This is a genomic window from Acidocella aluminiidurans, assembly GCF_055383125.1.
In genome coordinates, this window is record NZ_AP031589.1 from 22,231 (window position 1) to 44,810 (window position 22,580).

The following is a 22,580-nucleotide window of genomic DNA, read 5'->3' on the forward strand; positions in this document are numbered from 1 at the left end:
GTTCAGAACGCCTCCCCGAGCCCGATATAGAGCCCGAAGGCGCTGCTGCCCGGGGTGCGCTTCAGCGGCAGCGCGAAATCCACCCGGATCGGCCCGATCGAGGTGTAATAGCGCGCCCCCAGCCCGGCGCCGACGCGCAGCGTGCCCTTGAACGGGGCGGCGCCGGCACTGACCTGCCCGGCATCGATGAACGGCACGATGCCGATGCTCTTGGTGATATGCTGGCGGAATTCCAGATTGACCGCATCCAGCGCCAGCCCGCCCTGGGGCGTGTCGTCGGCGAAAAGCGGGCCGATGGTCTGGTAGCTATAGCCGCGCACCGTGCCCGAACCGCCAGCGTAGAAGCGCTGATCCGCCGGCACGCCAAACTGGCTGGCTCCCTGGATGCTGCCCAGTACCCCATGCAGCGCCACCACGCCCCAGGCCTTGCGCTCGACGGGGACATAGACCGAGCCGGTGCCCTGCAGGATCACGAACGGATCATGCGGGGTGCCGACCACCGGCATGGTCGGGGTGATGGTGAGCGAGAGCTTGTGGCCGCGCGTGGGCTCCAGCAGCGAATTGCTGGTGTCCCAGGTGAAATTGATCGGGAATTGCGCCAGCACATAGCTGCGGGCGACCCCTTCCTGGTCCACCCGCTCGGTGGTGAAGCTGGGGCCGTAGGTGATGGCGGTATGGGCGGTGATCGGCCGCGAGAGCGAGCCGCCGATGATGATGCCGGTGCGCCGATAGGCGGTGAGCGATTGTTGCAGCCCCTCGGCGGAGAGGGTCAAAGTCTGGCCGCGCACATAATAATCCGGCTTGGTGAAGACGCCTTTGAGGTCATAGCCCGGCGCCGTGGTGCCGGTGCCGCCCAGCCCGTTGGCGGCGACCGAGAGGGTCAGCGTCTCGGCATGGCCGAAGAGATTGCGGTTCTCCCAGCTGGTGCCGATGGAGACACCCAGATCCGTCGCATAGGCGCCCGAGAGCGTGACCGCGTGCAGCTTCTGCTCGGTGACATGAAAGCTGATCGGCACCTGGCCGGCGACCGCCTCTGTCGCCGGCACCGCGGTCACGGAGGAGAACACACCGAGCCCCAGCAGCGAGTCGCGGGCCTGCTGTAGCGCCTTTTCGGAATAAGGCTGGCCCTGGCGCAGGCTGATATGGCGGCTGAGGAAGGCCGGGTCGGTGCGGGTGAGGCCGGAGAAGCTGACGGCGCCGATATCCACGCGCGGGCCAGGGGTGACGCTATAGCTCACATTCAGCCTATGCGTTGCCTCATTCGCCACCGCGTAGGGCGGCGCCACCTTGGCGAAGGCATAGCCGGCATTCTGCAGATCGGTGGTGAGCTTGGCCGGCACGGCGAGAATTGGCGCGGCGGTGGCGGGCTGGCCGGTGCGGATGCCAGGGTGCGGCTTGAAGCCCGTCGGCAGGCCGGTGATGTTCACCTGGCCGAGGCTGAACAGCGCGCCTTTCTGGGTGGAGATAGCGACCTTGGCCTGGCTGCCCTGGGGCAGGCGGGTGAGATGATCGAGCAACGCCGGATCATCGAGGGACATGCCGTCGATGGTGATCTTCGCCGTGCCGGCATCATAGCCCAGCGCGTGCAACACGGTGATGAAATGTGCCTCATCCGTGCGCGCCCGGCCGATCAGCGCGAACGGGGCAGGGGGGAGTTTCTTTTGCAACGAGACCAGTGAGGAGGTCTGTTTCATCAGCCCGTCCAGCCCGCCATCGCCGGAGGGGGTGAAGCTGAGATTGTAATTCACCGGATCGGCCCCCTCGGCGGCATTGCCGCCGAGGACGAGGCAGAGGCACAGAAGGGGGCGTGTCCACCGGCGCATGCCTCAATATGTGACAGCAAAGCCTGGGGTTTTCCACCCCTCTTGCCGTTAACCGACTGTAATTTATAGGAAAGGCTTAGGCCGCGCCGCGCCCGCCGCGCCTGGGCTTGGCCGCGTCCGGGGCCGGGAAGCCGAGGTAATTCAGCCCGTTCACCATATGTTTGGGCAGCTCCGCCTCGATCGTCAGCAGCCCGCCTTCCGGGTGCGGAAAGCTGAGCCGGCGCGCATGCAGATGCAGCTGGTTGGCGAAATGCTCGTGATAGGCGCTGCCATAAACCTCATCGCCCAGAATCGGCGTGCCCAAGGCCAAACAATGGGCGCGCAGCTGGTGCATCCGCCCGGTATGCGGGCTCAGCTCCGCCAGGCAGAATTTGCGCCCGGCCTTGTCCAGAATGCGGTAATCGGTGATCGCCTTCTGTGCGTCCTTGTCCTTGCGCGAGGCCGGCTCGGCGCGAGAGGTCTGGCCGAGATCGATGCGCTTCAGCGGCAGATCGATCCGCCCTTCCAGCGTTTCCGGCAAGCCGACCAGCAGCGCCCAGTAGGTTTTCTCGACATCCCGGCCGCGAAACGCCGCCGAGAGCTTCGCCGCCACCTTGGCGCTGCGGGCAATGACCAGCACGCCGGAGGTGTCGCGGTCCAGCCGGTGCACCAGTTTGGGCCGCTCCGGCGCATCGCCCTGTAGCGCATCCAGCATCCCATCCACATGCACGGCGATGCCCGAGCCGCCCTGCACCGGCAGCCCGGCGGGCTTGTTGAGCACGATCACCGAGTCATCCTGATAGATCACCATCCGCTCCAATTCCTTGGTGCGGTTTTCATCCATCTTGACGATCTGGCGGGGCTTGGGTGCGTCGGTCGGCGGGGCGATTTCGGGCAGGCTCAGCACATCGCCCAGGGCCAGGCGGTCATTCGCCTCCGCCCGGCTGCCATTGCGGCGGATCTTGCCGGTGCGCAGCAGCTTTTGCAGCACACCCTGGGTGAGGCCCGGCACTTCGCGGCGCAGGAAACGGTCCAGCCGCATCTCGGCGCCGGCCTCGGGAACTTGTATCTCGGTGGTCATTGCCTCTCTTCGCGCAATTTCTGCCAATAAGCGAGGCGCTTGACGATTTCCCGCTCGAAGCCGCGCTCCACCGGGCGGTAGAAATCCGGCCGCCCCATGCCCTCGGGGAAGTAATTATCGCCGGAGAAGCCGTCCTCGGTGTCGTGGTCGTACTGGTAGCCTTCGCCATAGCCGAGATTTTTCATCAGCTTGGTGGGGGCATTCAGGATGTTCCTCGGCGGCATCAGGCTGCCGGTTTCCTTGGCGGCGCGGTTGGCAGCCCCGATGGCTTTATAGACGGCGTTGGATTTCGGCGCGGTGGCCAGATAGACCACGGCTTGCGCGATGCAGACCTCCCCCTCCGGCGAGCCCAGACGCTCATAGGCCTCCCAGGCGGAGAGGGCCTGCACCAGAGCCTGCGGGTCGGCCAGGCCGATATCCTCGGCGGCGAAACGGGTGACGCGCCGGGCGATATAGCGCGGGTCTTCCCCGCCGGCGAACATCCGCGCCAGCCAGTACAAGGCCGCATCCGCATCCGAACCGCGCATGGATTTATGCAAGGCGGAGATGAGGTTGTAATGCTCCTCGCGGTCGCGGTCATATAAAGCCGCGCGGCGGGAGAGGAGCTGGCCCAAAGCGGTTTCGTCCAGCTCGGTGCCCGGCGGCAGGGCGAAAAGCTGTTCGGCCATGTTGAGCAAAGCCCGGCCATCGCCATCGGCCATCGCCCGCAGGCTGGCGCGCGCACCTGCCGTGAGCGGCAGAGGCTGGGTGGTTTCGGCTTCGGCGCGGGTGAGCAGCTCCTCCATCGCCGCATCGTCCAGCCGGCGCAACACGAACACCTGGGCCCGGGAGAGCAGCGCGCCGTTCAGCGCAAAGCTGGGATTTTCCGTGGTGGCGCCGATGAGCGTGATCGTCCCGGCCTCGACCACGGGCAGAAACGCATCCTGCTGGGCGCGGTTGAAGCGGTGAATTTCATCCACGAACAGCAGCGTGGCGCGGCCGGCGCGGTGCAGGCGGGTGGCGTCCTCGAACACTTTCTTGAGGTCCGCGACGCCGGAGAACACCGCCGAGATCTGCCGGAATTGCAGCCCCGCCGCATCGGCCAGCAGCCGGGCGATGGTGGTTTTGCCGACACCGGGCGGGCCCCAGAGGATGATCGAGGCCAGTGAGCCGCGCGCCAGCATGCCGGTGAGGCTGCCCTCTGGCCCCAGCAAATGCGCCTGGCCCGCGACATCGCCTAGCGCCTTCGGGCGCAGCCGCTCCGCCAAGGGCTGGCTGCCCGGATTGGCTGGGGTGGCAGCCTCTGGCGGGCCGAACAGATCATCTTCTTGCATGGCTGACATTTAGCCCTTCGCAGTCGCCCTTGCCATGGCAGCGGGACGCCGCTCTCCTCATCATCGCGCATTGAACTGCGCCGCCCTCTGCCCTAGATCTGTCATATGGCAAAAGAAAATGGCCCGGTGCTCGACATGACGCCCGATGGGCACTTCGTCGAGCCGTCTAAACCCTCTCTGGCGCAGATCGCGCTGCGGTTGCTGGCGTTCGCTGTGGCGCTTGGCGTTGGCGCGGTGGTGGTCTGGACCGCGTTCCTGATGATCCCGGTGCTGCTGGTGTTGGGGTTTGCAGGGTATCTGCTGATGCGCAGCCAGCGGCGGGGCTGGCGCTCGTTCTGAACGCCACTATCTGAAGGATAGTTTTTTCTTATCTGTGTCTTTCCCCAAAGCGTAAGGCAGGCGTGAGCTATCGTTCTCGCGCATCAGCATTGTTGCGATTCTGAAAATTCCATTTTAGATTGTCGCCGCGAAGGCAATACGCCAGGGGGAAATATGAGAGGGGTTTTTTACCGCAGCGATACCCGCCACCCATCCGATATGCCAGAACGTATCTTCAAGGCGGGATTTTCCAAACGCGACAGAAGCTACGCGCAGCCCAAGTTGCGCTGGCCTGCGGGTAAGAAAAATGCCCCGGATATCGTACCGCAATCCGCCGTTTGCGTGACCCGCGATTTTCAGGCCGCCCCGCTTTTTCCTGTCGGGGACCTCAATACAGATAGCTGGGTTTATGTGCTGGATCTCGACGTGCGCCGGATGACGAATACCCAGCAATCCCAGTATGAATATGTCAAAACGGTCGGCAAGCTTGGGGTGCGCCAATCGCTCTGGCCGATGTTTGGCCAGGAGCGTGCGGTCAATGAAATCTATCCGCATGACATTATCGGCGCTGTTTATGTCCAGCGCCGCTTCAACAGCAATGATGTGTTTAACGGTGGAGACTTCCTGCCGAAATCCTATCTGCGCAACGCCGGTTATAGTGGGCCGACCACCACGGCCAATCTCGCAGCCAATCTGATCAAGCCGCTTGTGGAAGCAAAACAGTGGATCGCCATGCCGACCATGGCGCAGGGGGTTGTTCAGAGTACCGGAATCTGAACGCCCCGCGCCTTAGGTCAGCACCGGTTCGAGATCGACGCCCACATGCAGCGAGTGGCGGCCGCCGCCCAGAATCACCCCGCGCAGCGGCGAGACATCGTTGAAATCCCGGCCCCAGGCCAGCGTCACATGCTCATTGCTGACCAGCAGATTATTGGTCGGGTCGAAATCCACCCAGCCGGTCTCCGGGCCGAGCCAGACGCCGATCCAGGCGTGGCTCTGGTCCGCCCCGCGCCGCTTTTCCTGCCCCGGCGGCGGCAGCGTGCGCAGATAGCCGGACACGTAGCGCCCCGGCAGCCCCAGCGCGCGCAAACAGGCCAGCATGAAATGCGCATAATCCTGGCAGACCCCGGTGCGGGTGCGTAAAATCTGCAGCGCCGTGGTGAAGTTGTTGGTCACCCCGGGCTTGTAGGTCATCTCGTTGAAGATGCGCTGGTTCAGCTCCAGCACCGCCTCCAGCATCTCCCGCCCCGGCCGGAAGCTCACCGCGGCATAATCCGCGATCTCCCCGGCCGGTCTGGCGAGGTCGCTCGGCAGGCAGAACTCCGCCACATCCACCTCATGCAGCGCCCAGGCGGCAATCGCTTCCCAGCGCGGTGTGTGCGCCGGCGGCACCGGCTGTTCCACCTCGATCGTAGCACTCAGCGTCACGTTGAATTGCTTATGCGCCCCGGTCAGCGAGACGCTGGTGGTGAAATTGCCGAAATGGTCGATCTCATCGCGCCGGTTGTCCGGCAGCGGCGAGATGTCCAGCCGGGCCTCGCGGATAAACTGGCCGGGCCGCGAACGCGGCAGCAAATGCATGAAATGCGTGCCGATCACCACCGGTTCGGCGTAATCATAGGCGGTGGCGTGGTTCAGGCGGTACAGGGTCATGGCGCGGCGGACTGTGGCAAGTTATTGTGCCGCTTCCAAGATCTCTTCATCCTCAAGCGTGTGTGCCGCGGGCAGCAGCGTGAAGAAGCGCCGCTGCACGCGGTCGGACAGGGTGCGCAGCTTCGCCGCCATGGCGCTCAGCGTGGCGCTCAGCGCCGTGCCGCCGCCGGCTAGATCGGCCAGCTCATGTTGCAGCAACCTTGCGGTTTCGGCATCGTCATCCGCCCCCAGCCGCTCCAGGCAGGCGCGCAGCGCGTTGCACTGGAAGGCCAGAGCGCGGGGGTTGGAAGCATCGGCCAGCAGCATCGCCAGCACCGGGCCGGGGGCGATGATGCCGGCATGGCGCAGCTCATAGCTCAGCACCGAATCCGCCAGCTCGATGCCCAGCGCCAGCCCCGGCTCCAGCCTGGGGATCGGCCCGTCCAGCAAAATCGCCAGCGTCTCCGCCAGCGTCTCGGCGCGCTCCAGCCGGCGGCCCATTTCCAGGAACAGCCAGCCACCGTCGCGGGACATGTTCTCCGCCGCGATGCCGGCGAAGCTGGCGGCGAAATTCAGCATCACCGGCAAGGCCACTTCCTCGTTCGGCAGCGCCTCGTTGGCCTGCTGCAGCGCCAGCCGCACGGTGGCCAGCATCGAGGGCGAAAGCCGCTCGGAGGAGGCATCGACCAACCGCGCCACCTCCTTCACCAGCCCGGCCAGCGGGCGGCGGCGCGCCAGCGTCTGGCGCAGCAGCCGGCCGGAGAGGGCAGAGCCCGCCACATCCGCGGGCAGTAGCCCGGCCTGGCCGAGACAGCGCGAGATCAACCCGCGCTCGGCCATGTCACGCGGCAGCGAGGTGCCGGATTCCAGCCGGGGCAGGGCCAGCATCAGCAGCCGCGCCGCGGCTTCCAGCCGCTCCACCGAGCGGCCGAGCCAGAACAGATTATCCGCCAGCCGCGAGGGCAGATGCGCGGCGGCGAGGAATTTCACCTTCTCCGGCGGCTCGGCCGGGGGCGCGCCGGCGATCATCCGCGGCTCCTCGCCATCGAACACCCAGAGATCCTTCAGCCCCAGCCCGGCCTGCGCATCCATCGCCAGACCCAGCCCGCCCGGCAGCACCTGCCACTGCACCCCGTCATGCCAGGAGAAGATACGAAAACAGAGCGGAGCCTTGGTCAGCACGCCGTCCGGGGCGAGGAAGGGCGCTTGCGAGGCCAGCGCCACATCGTCCGGCTCGGCCTGCTGCATCTTGTGCGGCGCCCCCAGCAGCGGCTCGAACAGCTCCTGCAGATAAGGATGCAGCACCTGCGACTCCAGCAGCTTGCTGCCCGGGGCGTTGAGCATGTTCAGCACCCCGGCCCGTACCGCCCCGAAGGCGCCGGGAATGCCCGCCCCAGGCCGGCCACCTTGCTCCAGCGGGTCGAGATCGATGCCCGAGACACCGCGCACCAGCGTCGCCACATGCAGCAGCCCGCTCAGCGTCTTCATATGCAAGGCGCCGTTGCGGGTGGCGAGGTCGGCGGGTTCGATCATCAGCACGCCCAGCGCGCGCGCCAGCAGCGCATCGTCGCCATGCGGCAGCCCCGGAGCGGCCGCGCCGCCGGAGAGCACCGCCACCAGCCCGCCTTCGGCCCGGCGTTGCAGCTGGTCCACCAGAATTTCCCGCGCCGGCCGCAGCGAGCGCAGCGCCCCGGCCCGGAACAATTCCGGCAGCACCCCGTTGGCCAGGCGGCGCAGCGTGAGCGCGTGGCCAAGCCCGGGAATGGTCCCGGTATGGTCGCGCAGCAGCTTGAAGCGCCCGTCGGTGCCGCGAATCACATCCGCCGCATACAGCCCCAGGCGCGGTGCCGGCAGCTTGCCGCCGGTATGCAGGGCGCGCAGAAAGAACGGGTCCGCCAGCACCAGCGCCGGCGGCAGCCGGCCCAGACGCATCAGGCTCTGCGGGCCGTAAAGATCTTCCATCACCTGCGAGAGCAGCTCGGCGCGCTGGCTGACCGCCTCCTCCAGCCAGGCGAACTCTGAGGCGGTGAGCAGTGCCGGCAAGGGGTCGTAAGGCCGGGCGGCGGGGCGCAGCGCCGGCGCGGCCAGCCCCACCTGCCGGCCCAGCGCCGCGCAGCGCCGTTCCAGCTCGATCATGCCCATTTCGCGCACGGCCGACAAAACCGGCGACCAGGGGCTTTTCAGCCGTCCCTGTCGGTCCAGTGTTTCATCGTAGGGTGACAAAATTTGCATTTCGACAGGATTAACAGAGTGTAGGACGGGTGCCTACCTGTCCCTGATGGCAAGCCCGGTCAGTCTGGCCGCGCCGTGCGCAACGGCGCGGCGCGGCGGCGGGGCGGGCTTGGTCCGATGCTTGCATAACTGTCATGAAGTCTAAATCCCGCAGCCAGGGAGGCACCTTGCGGACATGGATGTTTTGAAGGCAGATTTACCCTGTACCATGACGGATCGGCGCCAAATCTCAGGTGATGCGTGCTGAATTGCTGGGCTCCTTCTGCCCGGTTGGTGCTCTTCGCGCGCAAGCACGGGCTGTTTCCGGCCCGTCACTCCGCCCCTGATACCCTGACGACCCATCGCTTTTTCCATCATCATTTTTTCCGCCTATGCGCGCCGGAGGCTTTGGTTTGAGCGACATTTTTCAGCATTTATGGCCCGAATATGATCCAGGCCGTTTCTTTTGCGAACTGACGACGCCGCGCGCCGATGCCGGGCCGGTGCCGCAATGGCTGGCCGAGCGGTTGCAGGGAATCGGGCTGGAGGCGCTGCGCGCCCGTGCCTCCGCCGCCGAAACCGATCTGATCGATCTCGGCGTCACCTTCACCGTTTATTCCGACGCCACGGCAATCGACCGCATCCTGCCCTTTGATTGTATCCCACGTGTGTTAACCGCGCCTGAATGGGATCTGCTGGAGCGCGCCTGCGCCCAGCGCGTGAAGGCGCTGAACCTGTTTCTGGGCGATATCTACGGCAAGGGCCATGTGGTGAAGGATGGAATCATCCCCGGCGAGCTGGTCTATGGCAACGCCAATTACCGCCCGGAGATGAAGGATTTCCCGGTCCCCCACGGCACCTATGTGCATGTCTGCGGCATCGACATCATCCGCGACGAGGCGGGGGATTTCCGGGTGCTGGAGGATAATGCCCGCACCCCGTCCGGCGTCTCTTACGTGATCGAGAACCGGCATCTGATGCTGCGCACCTTCCCGGACCTGATGGCCGGCATCAAGCTGAAGCCGGTGGATGATTACGGGCGGCGCCTGCGCGCGGCGATGGCGGAGGTGGCACCCGGCGACCATGCCGACCCGCAGGTGGTGCTGCTCTCACCCGGTATCTACAACTCCGCCTATTTCGAGCATGTATTCCTGGCCCGCGAGATGGGCGTGCCTCTGGTGGTGGGGGCAGATCTGACGGTCGAGAATGACCGGGTCTACATGCGCACCATTTCCGGGTTGAAGCCGGTGCACACGATTTATCGCCGGCTGAATGACGATTTCCTCGACCCGGAAGTGTTCCGGCCGGATTCCATGCTGGGCGTGCCCGGTCTGATCCGCGCCTGGAAGGCCGGCAATGTCGCCATCGCCAATGCCGTCGGCACCGGGGTGGCGGATGACAAGGCGGTCTATGCCTATATGCCGCGCATTATCAAATATTATCTGGATGAGGAGCCGCTGATCCGGAATGTCGACACCCATATCTGCCGCGAGACGGAGGGGCTGAAATATACGCTGGAGAATCTCGACAAGCTGGTGACCAAGCCGGTGGGCGAGAGCGGCGGTTACGGCATCACCATCGGCCCGCGCGCCTCCAAGGAGGAGCTGGAGAAAGTGCGCGAGACCATCTCAGCCGATCCGGATAACTGGATCAGCCAGCCGATGATCGGCCTCTCCGTCGGCCCGACCTTGGCCGAGGAGGGCATCGGCCCGCGCCATCTGGATCTGCGGCCCTTCATCGTCACCGGCAAGGAAAGCTGGGTGCTGCCCGGCGGGTTATCACGAGTCGCGATGAAGAGAGGGTCGCTTATCGTGAATTCGAGCCAAGGCGGCGGCTCCAAGGATACCTGGGTGCTGGCCGAGGATTTCAGCAAGGAAGACCCCACGAAGGGAGAAACGCCATGACCCATATGCGCGACCCCGGGCTGCTCGCCCGCGACGCCGAGGGGCTGTTCTGGATGGCGCGCTATCTGGAGCGCGTCGAGAACATGGCGCGGCTGATCGATGTGACGCAGAGCTTCGAGAGCCCTGGTTTCGAGACCGAGGCCTGGTTCGGGCTCATCCGCATCAATGCCGATGAGAAGAATTTTCTGGAGCGCGGCTTCTCGGCGGACGCGACGCATGTGAAGCGCTTCTATCTGCTGGATAAGGGCAACAGCACCTCCATCCCCGCCAGTCTGGAGGAGGCGCGCACCAATGCCCGCACGCTGCGGCCGCTGATGAGCACGGAGATGTGGAAGCAGCTCAACGTGTTTCACCGCTTCGTCAGCCGGATCACGCCGGAGGATCTGGAGGGGGACGCGCTTTCGCGCCTCTGCACCCGGATCAAGGAAGGGGTGCAGGCCCATACCGGCATCACCCAGGGCACCATCTATCGTGACCAGGGTTGGTATTTCTACGAGCTGGGCCGCTATATCGAGCGCGCGGACCAGACCACCCGCATGCTGGACATCAAATTCACCGCCCTGCTGCCGCGCGGGCGGGAGGAAAAGCGCGTGGCGGAGCTGACGCAATGGAACGCCATATTGCGTGCCGCCGCCGGCTATCACGCTTTCAAGCGCCAGGCCCGCGCGCAATTCGCGCCGGAGGATGTGGTGCAGTTCCTGCTGCGTGACCCCTCCAACCCGCGCTCGCCGCTGCTCTGCGTGCGGCGGATTGAATCGCATCTGGACGATCTGCGCCGGCATTTCGGCCTGTCACGCGGGGCGGAGGCGCTGGAGCGGGTGGAGATGCTGCGCGAATTGCTGCTCGAAGCGAAGCTCAGCCATATTTTGGCCACGGGCTTGCACGATTATCTGGATCTCGTTCAGATTCACCTGCAGGAGCTCGCAGGGGCCATCGGCCGTGCCTTTTTCCGCGATTGGCGGCCCGCGCCGACGCCTGAGCCGTCCTTGCAGGGGCAATCACAGTCCCAATCACAGGTCAGCGCGTGAGCATCACTGTCAAACCCGAGATCAAGACCGTTTCCGGCGTGCCGAACCGCGCTTCGTCCTTCGCGCGCTTCGCCTGGCCGGCCGGGATCTTCCTGCTGGCGCTGCTGCCGCGGGTGATCGATCTCGGGCGCCGGCCCTTCTGGCTGGATGAGATGTTCACCTTGCAACGCGCCTCGCTGCAGCCGGGCGCCTTGGTGGTGAATTCCTTCCAGAACCATCATATGCCGAGCTTCTTCCTGATGCTGGCGCCGCTGACCCATTTCGGCGATCCGCAATTCTGGCTGCGCCTGCCCTCGGCCCTGTTCGGCGCGGCGGCGGTGATGCTGGTTTATCTGATCGCGGCGCGCATCGCCGGGCGGCTGGCCGGGGTGCTGGCGGCCCTGGTGCTGGGCTTCTCGCCGATGGCGCTGGCCTTCGCCCAGGAGGCGCGTTCCTACACCATGGAAATGACGCTGATCCTGGTGGCGCTCTACGGCGTCACCCGGCTGACGCTGGATCTGCCGGCGGCCAGCCGCAACTGGCGCCAGGCCAGGGCGGGCTGGCTCTGCTTCGTGCTGGGGACCGTCGCGGCGCTGGATGTGCTGGGCGATGCGCTGCCCTGGTGGCTGGCCGCCAATCTGATCTTCCTTTGCCTGCTCGGCTTCAGCGATCATCGGCGTGGGCTTTTGCGCAATCTCGCGCTGGCGGATGCCGCCATCCTGGCCCTTACCGCGCCGTTCTATCTGGTGATGCTGCATTTCCAGACCGAGAGCGTGACCAACGCGCTGGGCTGGATTCCGCCGCTGGACGCATCCCGACTCTGGTACAGCCTGGGCAGTGTCTATTTCATGCATGTGGCGGATTGGGTTTCCTTCCGCTTCATCAGCCGCGATGCGACGCCGGGCGTGATCTGGCTGACCGATGCGGCGCTGCTGACCGCGCTGTGCGTCGCCGGCTGGAAGCTGCGCCGCCGCCCGGCGGTGATGGCGATGCTGGCGGTGGCGTTGCTGTTCCTGCCGGTGCTGTTCGTGCTGATTTCCCTGAAACACCCGATTTTCCTGCCGCGCTATCTGCTCTGGAGCGCGGCGCCCTTCGCGATCCTGGCCGGGATTGGCGGGGCGGCACTGCTGGAGCGGCGCGCGCCGGGCGTGGCCTGGGCCGGGGTGATGGGGGCGGGGGCGCTGCTGCTCGTCAACGCGCTGCCTTATTACGCCGCCGAGACCAAGCCGCGCTGGGATGTGGCGGCCCAGATTCTGGCCAATGACGTGGCGCCAGGGGATATGCTCTATTTGTCCGATGACGGGGCGCTGCCGATCCTGCAGCATTATCTGCCGGCCGACGCGAAGGCGACGGTGCTGGCCCATGCCGGCGGCGATCTGGCCCAGGCCAGCCAGGCGATCGCTTCGGGCAAGCGGGTCTGGGTGGTCTATGGCCATGCCGGACAGAATACCGGGACCGCGAAAGAATTCTTTGCCAAGACCAAGACGCTGGGCGAGCCGAGCGTGGTGGAGGGGGCGGGGCGGCGGATCGCCATCGTGCTCTACGACCCGGCCTCGCATCTGGCTTTCTGCACCCAGCTCGGGATGAAGGACGGGATTTGTAGCTGAACGTTCCGGTGAGGGGGCGCCGGCGGTGCATACGTCCGGGCCTTTTTCGCCGCTTTTTTGAAAAAAAGCGGCACCAAAAAACTTTTGCAACTTTTTCGAGTCTTTGTTCACAAAAAACCCCGCCGGGGCTTTGCCCAGGCGGGGTTTTTTGTGCCGTCGCGGCGCTCTAGCTTTCGTTTTGGCGAGCAATTTCATGTGTTTAAGTTGACGCTACCGCGTCAACCCAAACACATATCGCTCTAACGCTTTGATCGAGAGGCTGATTCACGGTTCAGCTTGATCGCTTCGCGATTCAATCCGAACCGATCAGGCTCTATTTCTCCACGAAGGCCTTTTCGATCACATACTGGCCGGGCACCGAATGGCTGCCCTCCGCAAAGCCGCGGGCCTCCATCATCGCCTGCAGCTGCGCCAGCATCTCCGGGCTGCCGCACAGCATCACCCGGTAATCTTCCTTGTTGAACGCCGGCAGGCCGAGATCCGCCTCCAGCTTGCCCTGCTCCAGCAGGTCCGTGATGCGGCCCTGGTTGCGGAACGGCTCGCGGGTCACGGTCGGGTAATAAAGCAGCTTCTCGCGCGCCAGCTCGCCGAAGAACTCGTCTTCCAGCAGATCGGCGACCACCTTCTCGCCATAGGCCAACTCCGCCACCTCGCGGCAGCCATGCACCAGCACCAGCTTCTCATAGCGCTCATATGCCTCGGGATCCTTGATCACCGAGACGAACGGCGCCAGCCCGGTGCCGGTGGCGAGCATGGTGAGATATTTGCCCGGCGTCAGGCTGTCCTGCACCAGCGTGCCGGTGGGCTTGCCGCCAACGATGATCTCATCGCCCGGCTGCAGCTTCTGCAGATGCTGGGTCAGCGGGCCGTTCGGCACCTTGATGGAGAAGAATTCCAGCTGGTCCTCATGATTGGCGCTGCACAGCGAATAGGCGCGCAGCAGCGGCCGCCCATTGATGGGCAGGCCGATCATCACGAATTGTCCATTGAGAAAGCGCAGGCCCGGATTGCGCGTCGTCGTGAAGCTGAACAGCCGGTCCGTCCAGTGCCGGACGGTTTTCACCGTCTCGGTATACATCGTCGCCAAGGTCTCTTGCTCCGCACAAAAAATCGGACCCGTCCTTAGACGCTCCGGCGGAAAATGTTAACCTCTATTTTGGCAAAGCAGGGGCCGGAAAAGCAAAAAACTCCTCCGGCCAGCCCGTCCTTACAGCGCCGCGCTGCCCTTGTCGTTGGTGCGGATGCGGATCGCCTCCTCGATCTCGGAGACGAAGATCTTGCCATCGCCGATCCGCCCGGTCCGCGCCGCGTTCATGATCGCCTCCACCGCGCGCTCGACCAGATCGTCGTCGCAGACGATCTCGATTTTCGCTTTTGGAAGAAAATCAACGACATATTCGGCGCCGCGATAGGTTTCGGAATGGCCCTTCTGGCGCCCATAGCCCTTCGCCTCGGTGACGGTGATGCCTTGCAGCCCCACTTCGCCCAACGCGTCCTTCACCTCATCCAGCTTGAACGGTTTGATGATGGCTTCGATCTTCTTCATCGCGTCTCGCCGCCTTTTTTGGCGGGCGCTCCTGAACCGGTTGCGGGGCCGGGTCGCCCCGGCGGCCTGGGAAACAAGCCGCCTCATCCTGTCATGCGCCATTCCGTGGCACAATGGTCTTGGGGCCGAAATGGTCGGGCTGGCGCCGATTTTTGCCGTAAACTTGGCGGCGCGGGGGCAGGTGCGCTATGGCCAGTGGCGTTTACTGGCGGAGACGATATGACCCTCGCGACCTTGCCGGCCCCGGCGCGCCGCCCCGGACCGATCAGCACAGCCGAATTCGCCGCTTTTTCCGCCCCTCTCCCGGCCTTTTTCGTGGCCCATCCGGCGCTGCTGCCGCTGGCCCGCCGGCATGAGGCGGAGACGCTGTGGCTGGCCACCCATCAGGTGCCGTCTTGCCTGGCCCGCGCCGCCGCCGCCCGCGCCGCCGCCTTGTTCGGCGAGGCCGAGCGCGCCGCGCTGCCGCCGCAGGCGCAGGCCCTGCTGCCCGACTGGCTGGCGCCAATGGCCAGCGACATCTCCCCCGGCCCGACGCGCCTGGCCGAGCTTTTCGATCTCTCCGGCGAAGAGGCTGGGCGGCTGCACGGGCTCTGGTCCTGGCTCGGCACCGCCGATGCACTGATGGAGACCGGCGGCGATATCCGCCTGGCGCGCGACCCGAAAACCGCCCTCAACGGCTATGGCTGCAGCCACCGGCCGCGCCCCTGGGCGATCACCTTCGCGTCCTCCACTGCCTCCTCCTCCTCCGAGCGCGGCTATATCGCGGCGGACAAGGCGCGGCTGAAGGTCACTGCCGCGCTGCTGCGCGGCATGGCGCCGCAGCGGGCCCTGGCCGGCTGCATCGGCGCGGTGCGGCGCGGGCTGGGGCGGGCTTATGGGCTGCGCCCTGGCGAGGAGATCGTGCTCGCGGCTTCTGGTACCGATACCGAATTGCTGGCCCTCGCCTTGACCCATCTCGCCGGGACCGAGCAGCCGATCCTCAACATCCTGATCGCCCCGGAGGAGACCGGGCGCGGCGTGCCGATGGCGGCACGCGGCCAACATTTCGCCGTGGACACCGCCTTGGGCCATGACGTCACGTTCGAGGCGCCGATCGAGGGCTTCCGCCCCGATACCGCCCTGGCCAATATCGCGCTGCGCAACGCCGCCGGCGCGGTGCGCCCGCTAAGCGAGGTCGAAGCCGAAATCGAGGCCGTGCTGGCCGCCGCGCTGGCGCAAGGGCAACGCGTGATCCTGCACGGGCTGGACCTGTCCAAGACCGGCCTGCTGGCGCCATCCCCGGCCTTTCTGGCGGATCTGCGGGCGCGTTACGGCGCGGGGTTCGATATCGTCGTCGATGCCTGCCAGGCACGGCTCTCCCCGGCTGCAGTGCGCGCCTATCTGGGGCTGGAGGCGGTGGTGCTGGTCACCGGCTCGAAATTCTTCACCGGCCCGCCTTTCGCCGGGGCGGCGTTGTTGCCGGCTTCGGTGGCGGCACGGCTGGGCCGGGCGCGGCTGCCAGCCGGGCTGGCCGCCTATTTCAATCAGGGTGAGTTCCCGCCCGGCGCCTTTGCCGCGCAGGGTCTGCCGGCGGGCGGCAATTATGGGCTGGCGCTGCGCTGGCACGCGGCCCTGGCGGAGATGCGGGCGCTGTTGCGTGTTGCCCCGAAGCGCCGGGCAGACATTATTGAGGCGTTCGGCGCGGCGGTGCGCCGGGGCATCGACGCCACACCCGGCCTGGCGCTGCTGCCCGCCCCGCCGATTGCCCGCACCGCGGCAGACGAGCCTTGGGAGCGCCTGCCCAGCATCTTCACCTTCTCGCTGCCGGCACCGCACGCCCCCGGGCGCTGTTTGACCCCTGCCGAGGCCCGTCAGGTCTATGTCTGGCTGAATACGGATCTTTCCGGCGTGCTGCCACAGGCGGGCGAGGTGGCGGCAAGGATCTGCCATATCGGCCAGCCCGTGCCGCTGGCGCAGCCTGAAGGGGCGGGGCAGATGGGGGCGTTGCGCGTCTCCGCCGGGGCGCGGTTGATCTCGGGCGAGCCCTCGCATCGCAGCCTGGCGCCTGGCGCGCGGCTGCGGCGGGAATTTGCGGATGTCGGCATCGTCTTCGCCAAGATCCGGCTGATCCTGGAAAACTGGCAGCGCCTCTGCGCCGCCAACCCCACACCCAGCTATCGCGGCGCCTGAAACGCAAACAGGGCAGGCCGCGCGGCCTGCCCTGTCTGATCATGGCGGTGAGATCAAGCGGCGGTGATGATGCTGCCGCTCTGATGGATCGCGCCGATCCCGGAGAGGATCAGATGCGTGCCGTCATTCAGGATCAGGTTCATCGAACCGCCGGAGACCGTCTCGCTGCTCACCGAGAGACCCGCGCCCAGCACCATCTGGCCGCTGAAATTGCCGATAAGGTCCGTGCCGCCGCCGCCGGTGATGGAGAACAGATCATTGCCGAGCCCCGCACCGGTCAGGGTTTCATTGCCCGCCGCGGAGACCAGCGTGTTATAGCCGCCGCCGCCGCCGATCAGCACATCGTTATTGCCGCCGGCGCTGAACAGATCGCCGGTGCCGCCGCCGCCATTCAGGCTGTTATTGCCCGCATTGCCGCCGGAGACGATGTTATGGTTGCTCTGGCCGCCGAACAGGGTGACGGCGGTGTTGCTGCCCGCCGCGAGCACGGTGCTGGACGAGCCGCTGCCACCGATGAAGACCAGCGATTCATCGCTGTTATCATTGACGGCGCCGATCTTGCTGCCGGTATCGTCGCTGGCCTTCACGAAGGCGCCGAGCGCGGCGGAGACGGTGGCGGCGCTGCCCGCGACATTGATCAGGTTGACGCTGTCATTGGCGCCGGTCAGCACGATATTGTTGCCGCCATAGGTCTGGTCGGTGGCGGTGATGCTGTCCTGGCTGCCGCTCAGCGTGGCGTTGCTGCCGCCGGCGAGGGTGACGGCGGCGCTGCCGCTTGTCTGCAGCAGCTGGTCCTGGCCTCCCAGATTGAACTGCCCGCTCTGCACGGTGAACTGGTTTTGCACGGTCTCGGCGCCGCTGGCGATGCCATAACCCCAGGGGTTGGCGTCCGAGACGGTGGCGTTGCCGGTGAGGTTCACGCTGTTGCCGCGGCCCTGCAAGGTGAGGTTCACCGCGCTGCCGCTGATCGTGTTGTCGCTTGAGGTGACATAGAGGGTCGCGCCACCCGAGGCCGCGATGGTGTTGCCGCCGGTCCAGATCGACAAGGTGTTGTTGCCCGTCGCCACCAGCAGGCTGCCGCCATTGCCGGTGACACTGGCATCGGCGGTGACAGCGAAAAGATTGTTGCTGCCGCCGGCATAGAGCGTGTCGTTCATATTGCCGTAGAGCATGCCGGAACTGCCGTTGCCGGTGACGCTGACGACATCATAGCGCCCGATGATGCCATTGGCGGTGAGATCGATATTCACCGCCGAGCCGAGAACCACGATATTGGCGGCCGCCGCGGTACCCGCCAGCGTGTCGCGCGTGATCTGCTCGCCATCCGTGACCCGGATCGTGTCGCCGCCGGCGGTAAGGTTAACCAGTGTTCCTCCACCGATTGTATAGGCATTGCCGCCAACGCTGTCATTATAGGTGCCGCCGGCGGTCGCGACGACGCTGCCGCTGCCGCTGGTGATATTGACGGTGCTGGCGCCGGATCCCGGCGTGGTGTCAACGATGCTCGACGAGCCGTTATTAAAGGTCGTGGAGGCGGCGACGCTGCTGGCGATCGACACGGTGGTGGCGGCAACGCTGGTGGAGCCGCTGCTCCCGGAGATCGGCACGGCGGTGCTGACGGTGCTGTTGGCGCCGGAGATGCTGATGCTCTCCGAAGAGGTCTGCGCAGTGACGTTGCTGCTGTTTCCCGAAACGGTGGCGCTGTTGCCATAGCTCTGCAGCGAGACGCTGACGCTGTCGCCGGTCGCGGTGATGCTGTTGTTGTTGTTCAGCGCCGTCACGCTGTCATTCGCGCCGGTGACGGTGATGGCGGAGCCGGCGGTGGTATCGGACGCGGCGGCGCCGGCGCCGGCGAACAGATTGACCGGGAGGGACGAGCCTACCTGCGCCTGGTCGACCACGGTATCGTTGCTGCCGGTGACGATGATGCTGGTGGCGTTGGCGGCCCTCACCGTATCGTTGGCGCCGTTGATGGTGAAATTGCCATTATTCGCGATGATAAGGGCATTGTCGCCATTGATGACGAAATTGCCGGACACATACATCGCCGAAACGGTGTCGTTCGAGCCGTTCACCAGAATGTTGGTCGTCTCGATGCGTTGCTGCGAGACGAAATTATTGTAGCTGCCATTGATGGTGACGCCGCCATTGCCGAAGCCGCCATCCATGATGGTGTTGTTGTTGCCAACAAGCAGCAGGCTGTCGCCATTCGCGCCGCCGGACTGATACAGCCCTGCGGAGAGCGTGTCGTGCGCGCCGAACAAGGTCACGGCATTTTGATTGTCCGCGAGATAGATGCCGACATCATTGGCCGAACTGACGACCGAATTCGAGCTTCCATAAATCGTTGGATTGCCCGAGACCACGTTAAGGCTCTGCCCGTTGAAGGTGCTGGTCGAGTTGCCGGAGACCGAAACGGTGTTAGACAAGGTAAAGTCCCTCATACGCTACAGAAAGAGGATTGCTTCCATGCCGAAAGGTTTCGTCAGGATGAGCAGTGGCCCAATCATCTCTTGAAGGTTAGCGTGCTGAGGAAAATCCGTCAGCAGCGATTTCGCGGACATTTCCGGCACACGAATATGTGAGGTAGGTTGTTGAAAAATGCCTAAAATTTGGAGACAGCCCGGAGGAACATGCCCCAAACCCTTTAAATGCGCTGGGGAGTGTCGGGAGGTTTGACGCAAAAAATAGATTCAGCAAAAAATTTATGAACAAATCGATAAGGGACTATTTTTATAGTATTTCCAAAACCAAAATATTCTTTATTCGGAATGTATTAAATTTTATCCATTATTTTGCGGCGTCTGCGCTTTCTCCCAGCTTTTTCGGCCGATTCGGGCCCTTGAAGTCGCACGCGCGGCATGGTGCAGTCCGGCCATGGTGAAGCTGGACAAGATTTATACAAGAGGCGGCGATCAGGGCGAGACCTCGCTCGGCAATGGCGCCCGGGTGGCGAAATCCTCGGCGCGGATCACCGCGCTGGGGGAGGTGGACGAGGCCAATGCCGCCATCGGCCTGGCCCGGCTGGAAGGGACGGGGCCGATCGATGCGATCCTGGCGCGCATCCAGAACGATCTGTTCGATCTCGGCGCCGATCTTTGCACGCCAATCCGCGAGGATGAGGCGCCGGGGGCGGCGCTGCGCATCGTTCCCGCGCAGGTCGCCTGGCTGGAGGCGCGGATCGATGCCGTCACCGCGGAGCTGGCGCCGCTGACCTCCTTCATCCTGCCCGCCGGCAGCGCCAGCGCGGCGCGGCTGCATTTCGCCCGCACCGTCGCCCGCCGGGCGGAGCGCGCGGTGGTGGCACTGCTGGAGATCCCGGATGAGCCCGTGAACCGGCTGGTGCTGGCTTATCTCAACCGGTTGTCGGATCTGCTCTTCGTGCTGGCGCGCGCCGCCAATGGCATGGGCGGGGCGGATACGCTGTGGGTGCCGGCGGCCAGCCGGCATGGCTGAACCGCCGCCAGCCTCCGGCTGGTCGCTCGAAACGGAATTTGCCGCCAGCCTGCAAGGGGCGGGGGCGTCGTCGCGGAATTTCTATGCGCTGTATGAGGGCGAAGCCTTTGGCGTGCCGGGGCGCGGGGCGCTGGCGGTCATCGCCCGCGCCCATGCGGATAAGCGGGCCAAACCCCGCGGCGGGCGCGATGCGGTGCAGACCGCCGTGGCCAGCTTCGCGGAAGGCTATTTCGGCGCCAAGCGCACTTTTTCCCCGCGCAAGGCGGCCTCTGGCGCGCTGGCCGCGGTGAATCGCTGGCTGGCCGGGCAGTTGCAGGGGGAGAGCGGGCTCACCCCGGTTTCGCTCTCGGCCTTGCTGCTGCAGGATGCAAGGATTTTCGTCGCTCAGCTCGGCGCCTGTCAGATCTACCGGCTGCGCGGCCAGGTGCTGAGCCCGCTACTGCACCCGCATATCCGCCCGCCCGAGGCCGCGCCCTTCATGCCCACCCGGGCGCTGGGGCTGGAGCCAGAGCTGGCGCTGGATCTGGCCGAGGAAGAGGCGCAGCCGGGCGATGCCTATCTGCTCATCGCCGGGCTGGCGGCGCTGGAGGGCGTCTATGCCGCGCTGGCGCCGCTGGCCCAGCACCCGCCCGCTGCTCTGGCCGAAGCGGCGCTGGCGGCGCTGGCGCATCTGCCGGCCCCCGACAAGGCGGTGATGGCGCTGCGCGTGCATGCCGTGCCGGCGGCCGGGCAGGACGAGGCCGCCCGCGCCGCCCTGGCGCAGCTGCCCATCCGCCCGGCCCCGCGCCAGGGCGATAACTGGGACGGCTTTGCCATCGGCGAGACTTTGTTTCGCGGCCGCTACACCATGCTGGTGGCCGCACGTGACACATTGAACGGCCAGGATGTGGCGCTGAAACTGCCTTTGCCCTCGATGCTGCAGGACGAGGTTTTTGCCGCCGGCTTCATGCGCGAGGCCTGGATCGGCACCGCCGTGCGCAGCCCGAGCGTGGTGCAATATATCGACATTCCGGCCAGCCGGCGCAGCGCGCTCTATCTGGTGATGCCGCTCTATCATGGTGAGACGCTGGAAAAGCGCCTGCACCGCGCCCCGTTGATGAGCCTGCCCGAAGGCATGGGCATCGCCTTTCGGCTCTGCGAGGCGGTGCAGGATCTGGCGGCGATCGATGTGGTGCATCGCGACATCAAGCCTGAAAACGTCATGCTGCTGGAAACCGGCGAGGTGAAGCTGCTGGATCTCGGCCTCGCTTATCTGCCGGGGATCGACGCCGCCAACGCCGCGCGGCCGGGCGGCACCATACGCTACATGGCGCCGGAATTGCTGAAGGGCACCCAGGCCAATCCGCGCACCGAGCTCTACGCCCTGGCGGTGACCCTCTACCGCATGTTCGCCGGCGGCGCCTTTCCCTATGGCCAGCATGAGAAGCGCCCGCTGCAGCGCCTGCGCCCGGATCTGCCCTCCTGGCTGGGCGAGGCGCTGGCGCAAGGGCTGGCGGCGCGCCCGGAGGAGCGGCTGGCCGATGCCGGGGCGCTGGCGCAGCTGCTGCAGCTGGGCCTGGCCGAAGGGCGCGACGAGCCCCCGCGCTTGCGCCGCTTCGCCTTCAGCGCCTTGCGTCTCTGGCAGGGGTTGACTTTGTTTTTCGCCCTGCTCAGTGCCGGCCTGCTGCTGCGGATGCTGACATGATCCGGGTGCTGTATATGAGCGATCTGCATCTGGAGATGGCGCATCGCCGGCATCTTCTGGACGTGGTGCTGCGCCGTCCCGCTCTACAGGCCCGCCCGGCGCTGAAGGGCGTGCCAGAGCCAGACCTGATCGTGCTGGCGGGCGATATTCATAACGGGCTGCTCAGCGTCGCTTATGCCGACAGCCTGGCCAAGCGCTTTGCGGTGCCGGTGGTGCTGGTGGCCGGCAATCACGAATATTACTTCCATAATCTGGAGCCGCTGGGCGCGCAGATGGCGAAGGCGGCGGCTGCCACCCAAGGCCGGGTGCAATTTCTGGAAAATGCGCTGTTCACCTTCGAGAAGCAGGACCAGCGCCTGCATGTGCTGGGCAGCACGCTCTGGACGGATTTCAACCTCAATCACGACCCCGCCCTCTCCAGCGCCCATGCCGGCGAGCGGATGAATGATTACCGGCTGATCAATGCCGGCAGCAAACGCCTGCGGCCGAAACAGACGATGGAGCTGCATTTCGCCGCCCGCGCCTGGCTGCATACCCAGCTGGCGCGGTTGCAGAAGGATGATCCGCATACGGTGCGGATGATCGTCACCCACCACGCCCCGGGGGCGGCCTTCCTTGGCCGGCGGGACGGGGCGATCGGCCCGGCCTATGGGTCTGATCTGCTGGCGGAATTCGCCCCCTACAGCCCGGGCTTCTGGGTGCATGGCCATACCCACCACCGGCACGAGACCTTCAGCCACGGGTTTTGGGTGGTCTCCGCGCCGCGCGGCTATGCCAAGGAGGACCCGGAGGCGGTCGCATCCTATGAGCCGGGTATTTTGGAGATCTGATCCGCGTCATCGGGGTTTGA

General features: G+C 65.5%; 18 protein-coding genes. 10 read left to right on the top strand and 8 right to left on the bottom strand.

The features are described 5' to 3' along the window. Positions 1-2: 2 nt before the first annotated feature. From ACZ46S_RS00095 to ACZ46S_RS00105, 3 genes are all read right to left on the bottom strand, one after another. Positions 3-1,823: an autotransporter assembly complex protein TamA gene (locus tag ACZ46S_RS00095; protein WP_464062866.1), complete on the bottom strand. Its 1,821-nt coding sequence runs from the start codon at positions 1,821-1,823 to the stop codon at positions 3-5. A gap of 76 nt (positions 1,824-1,899) precedes the next feature. Continuing rightward, entirely contained in the window at positions 1,900-2,883 is a 984-nt protein-coding gene (locus tag ACZ46S_RS00100; RefSeq protein WP_295740170.1) for an RluA family pseudouridine synthase, read from the bottom strand. After that, the gene (locus ACZ46S_RS00105) at positions 2,880-4,196 is read right to left on the bottom strand and encodes a replication-associated recombination protein A (protein ID WP_464062867.1); all 1,317 of its coding nucleotides are present in this window, start codon (positions 4,194-4,196) and stop codon (positions 2,880-2,882) included. The genes ACZ46S_RS00100 and ACZ46S_RS00105 overlap by 4 nt, the downstream gene beginning before the upstream one ends. Positions 4,197-4,301: 105 nt before the next feature. On the opposite strand from ACZ46S_RS00105, the gene ACZ46S_RS00110 reads away from it, so the two are divergent. Both ACZ46S_RS00110 and ACZ46S_RS00115 read left to right on the top strand, forming a co-directional pair. After that, positions 4,302-4,535 carry a hypothetical protein gene (locus ACZ46S_RS00110; RefSeq protein ID WP_295740174.1) on the top strand — a complete coding sequence of 78 codons (234 nt, stop codon included), beginning with the start codon at positions 4,302-4,304 and terminating at the stop codon, positions 4,533-4,535. A gap of 198 nt (positions 4,536-4,733) precedes the next feature. Then, on the top strand, positions 4,734-5,291 hold the full coding sequence (locus tag ACZ46S_RS00115; RefSeq protein ID WP_464062868.1) for a hypothetical protein: 558 nt from the start codon (positions 4,734-4,736) through the stop codon (positions 5,289-5,291). A 12-nt stretch (positions 5,292-5,303) separates the two neighbouring features. On the opposite strand, the gene ACZ46S_RS00120 is transcribed toward ACZ46S_RS00115, so the two are convergent. Together ACZ46S_RS00120 and ACZ46S_RS00125 are read right to left on the bottom strand one after the other, a co-directional pair. Beyond that, on the bottom strand, positions 5,304-6,167 hold the full coding sequence (locus tag ACZ46S_RS00120) for a transglutaminase family protein (protein ID WP_464062869.1): 864 nt from the start codon (positions 6,165-6,167) through the stop codon (positions 5,304-5,306). A gap of 21 nt (positions 6,168-6,188) precedes the next feature. Beyond that, the gene (locus ACZ46S_RS00125; protein ID WP_464062870.1) at positions 6,189-8,378 is read right to left on the bottom strand and encodes a circularly permuted type 2 ATP-grasp protein; all 2,190 of its coding nucleotides are present in this window, start codon (positions 8,376-8,378) and stop codon (positions 6,189-6,191) included. Positions 8,379-8,749: 371 nt separating this feature from the next. Here ACZ46S_RS00125 and ACZ46S_RS00130 point away from each other — a divergent pair, with 371 nt between their 5' ends. From ACZ46S_RS00130 to ACZ46S_RS00140, 3 genes are read left to right on the top strand one after another with little or no spacing between them, the layout of a single operon-like run. After that, positions 8,750-10,261, top strand: a complete 1,512-nt coding sequence (locus ACZ46S_RS00130) for a circularly permuted type 2 ATP-grasp protein (protein WP_464062871.1) — start codon at positions 8,750-8,752, stop codon at positions 10,259-10,261. Beyond that, a complete protein-coding gene (locus tag ACZ46S_RS00135; protein ID WP_295740186.1) occupies positions 10,258-11,289 on the top strand; it encodes an alpha-E domain-containing protein in 1,032 nt (343 codons plus the stop codon). The genes ACZ46S_RS00130 and ACZ46S_RS00135 overlap by 4 nt, the downstream gene beginning before the upstream one ends. After that, complete coding sequence (locus tag ACZ46S_RS00140) at positions 11,286-12,875, top strand: hypothetical protein (RefSeq protein WP_464062872.1); 1,590 nt, start codon at positions 11,286-11,288, stop codon at positions 12,873-12,875. The genes ACZ46S_RS00135 and ACZ46S_RS00140 overlap by 4 nt, the downstream gene beginning before the upstream one ends. Positions 12,876-13,188: 313 nt before the next feature. Here the strand turns inward: ACZ46S_RS00140 and ACZ46S_RS00145 are convergent, their stop codons facing one another. Together ACZ46S_RS00145 and ACZ46S_RS00150 are read right to left on the bottom strand one after the other, a co-directional pair. Further along, the gene (locus tag ACZ46S_RS00145) at positions 13,189-13,962 is read right to left on the bottom strand and encodes a ferredoxin--NADP reductase (RefSeq protein WP_464062873.1); all 774 of its coding nucleotides are present in this window, start codon (positions 13,960-13,962) and stop codon (positions 13,189-13,191) included. Positions 13,963-14,082: 120 nt separating this feature from the next. After that, positions 14,083-14,421 (bottom strand): P-II family nitrogen regulator, encoded by a 339-nt coding sequence (locus ACZ46S_RS00150; protein ID WP_295740193.1) that lies wholly within the window; start codon positions 14,419-14,421, stop codon positions 14,083-14,085. On the opposite strand from ACZ46S_RS00150, the gene ACZ46S_RS00155 reads away from it, so the two are divergent. Both ACZ46S_RS00155 and ACZ46S_RS00160 read left to right on the top strand, forming a co-directional pair. Then, entirely contained in the window at positions 14,399-14,644 is a 246-nt protein-coding gene (locus ACZ46S_RS00155; protein ID WP_464062874.1) for a hypothetical protein, read from the top strand. The two genes, ACZ46S_RS00150 and ACZ46S_RS00155, sit on opposite strands and share 23 nt — an antisense overlap. Beyond that, a complete protein-coding gene (locus tag ACZ46S_RS00160; RefSeq protein ID WP_464062875.1) occupies positions 14,641-16,590 on the top strand; it encodes a hypothetical protein in 1,950 nt (649 codons plus the stop codon). The genes ACZ46S_RS00155 and ACZ46S_RS00160 overlap by 4 nt, the downstream gene beginning before the upstream one ends. Before the next feature lie 53 nt (positions 16,591-16,643). On the opposite strand, the gene ACZ46S_RS00165 is transcribed toward ACZ46S_RS00160, so the two are convergent. Beyond that, a complete protein-coding gene (locus tag ACZ46S_RS00165; RefSeq protein WP_464062876.1) occupies positions 16,644-19,019 on the bottom strand; it encodes a beta strand repeat-containing protein in 2,376 nt (791 codons plus the stop codon). Between the two features lie 448 nt (positions 19,020-19,467). Between ACZ46S_RS00165 and ACZ46S_RS00170 the strand changes: the two genes are divergently transcribed. The 3 genes from ACZ46S_RS00170 to ACZ46S_RS00180 are packed head-to-tail and all read left to right on the top strand — an operon-like array spanning position 19,468 to position 22,560. Then, positions 19,468-20,046: a cob(I)yrinic acid a,c-diamide adenosyltransferase gene (locus tag ACZ46S_RS00170; protein WP_464062877.1), complete on the top strand. Its 579-nt coding sequence runs from the start codon at positions 19,468-19,470 to the stop codon at positions 20,044-20,046. After that, positions 20,039-21,730 carry a bifunctional protein-serine/threonine kinase/phosphatase gene (locus ACZ46S_RS00175; RefSeq protein WP_464062878.1) on the top strand — a complete coding sequence of 564 codons (1,692 nt, stop codon included), beginning with the start codon at positions 20,039-20,041 and terminating at the stop codon, positions 21,728-21,730. The genes ACZ46S_RS00170 and ACZ46S_RS00175 overlap by 8 nt, the downstream gene beginning before the upstream one ends. Continuing rightward, positions 21,727-22,560 carry a metallophosphoesterase gene (locus tag ACZ46S_RS00180; protein WP_464062879.1) on the top strand — a complete coding sequence of 278 codons (834 nt, stop codon included), beginning with the start codon at positions 21,727-21,729 and terminating at the stop codon, positions 22,558-22,560. Before ACZ46S_RS00175 ends, ACZ46S_RS00180 begins: the two co-directional genes overlap by 4 nt. Positions 22,561-22,580: the final 20 nt, after the last annotated feature.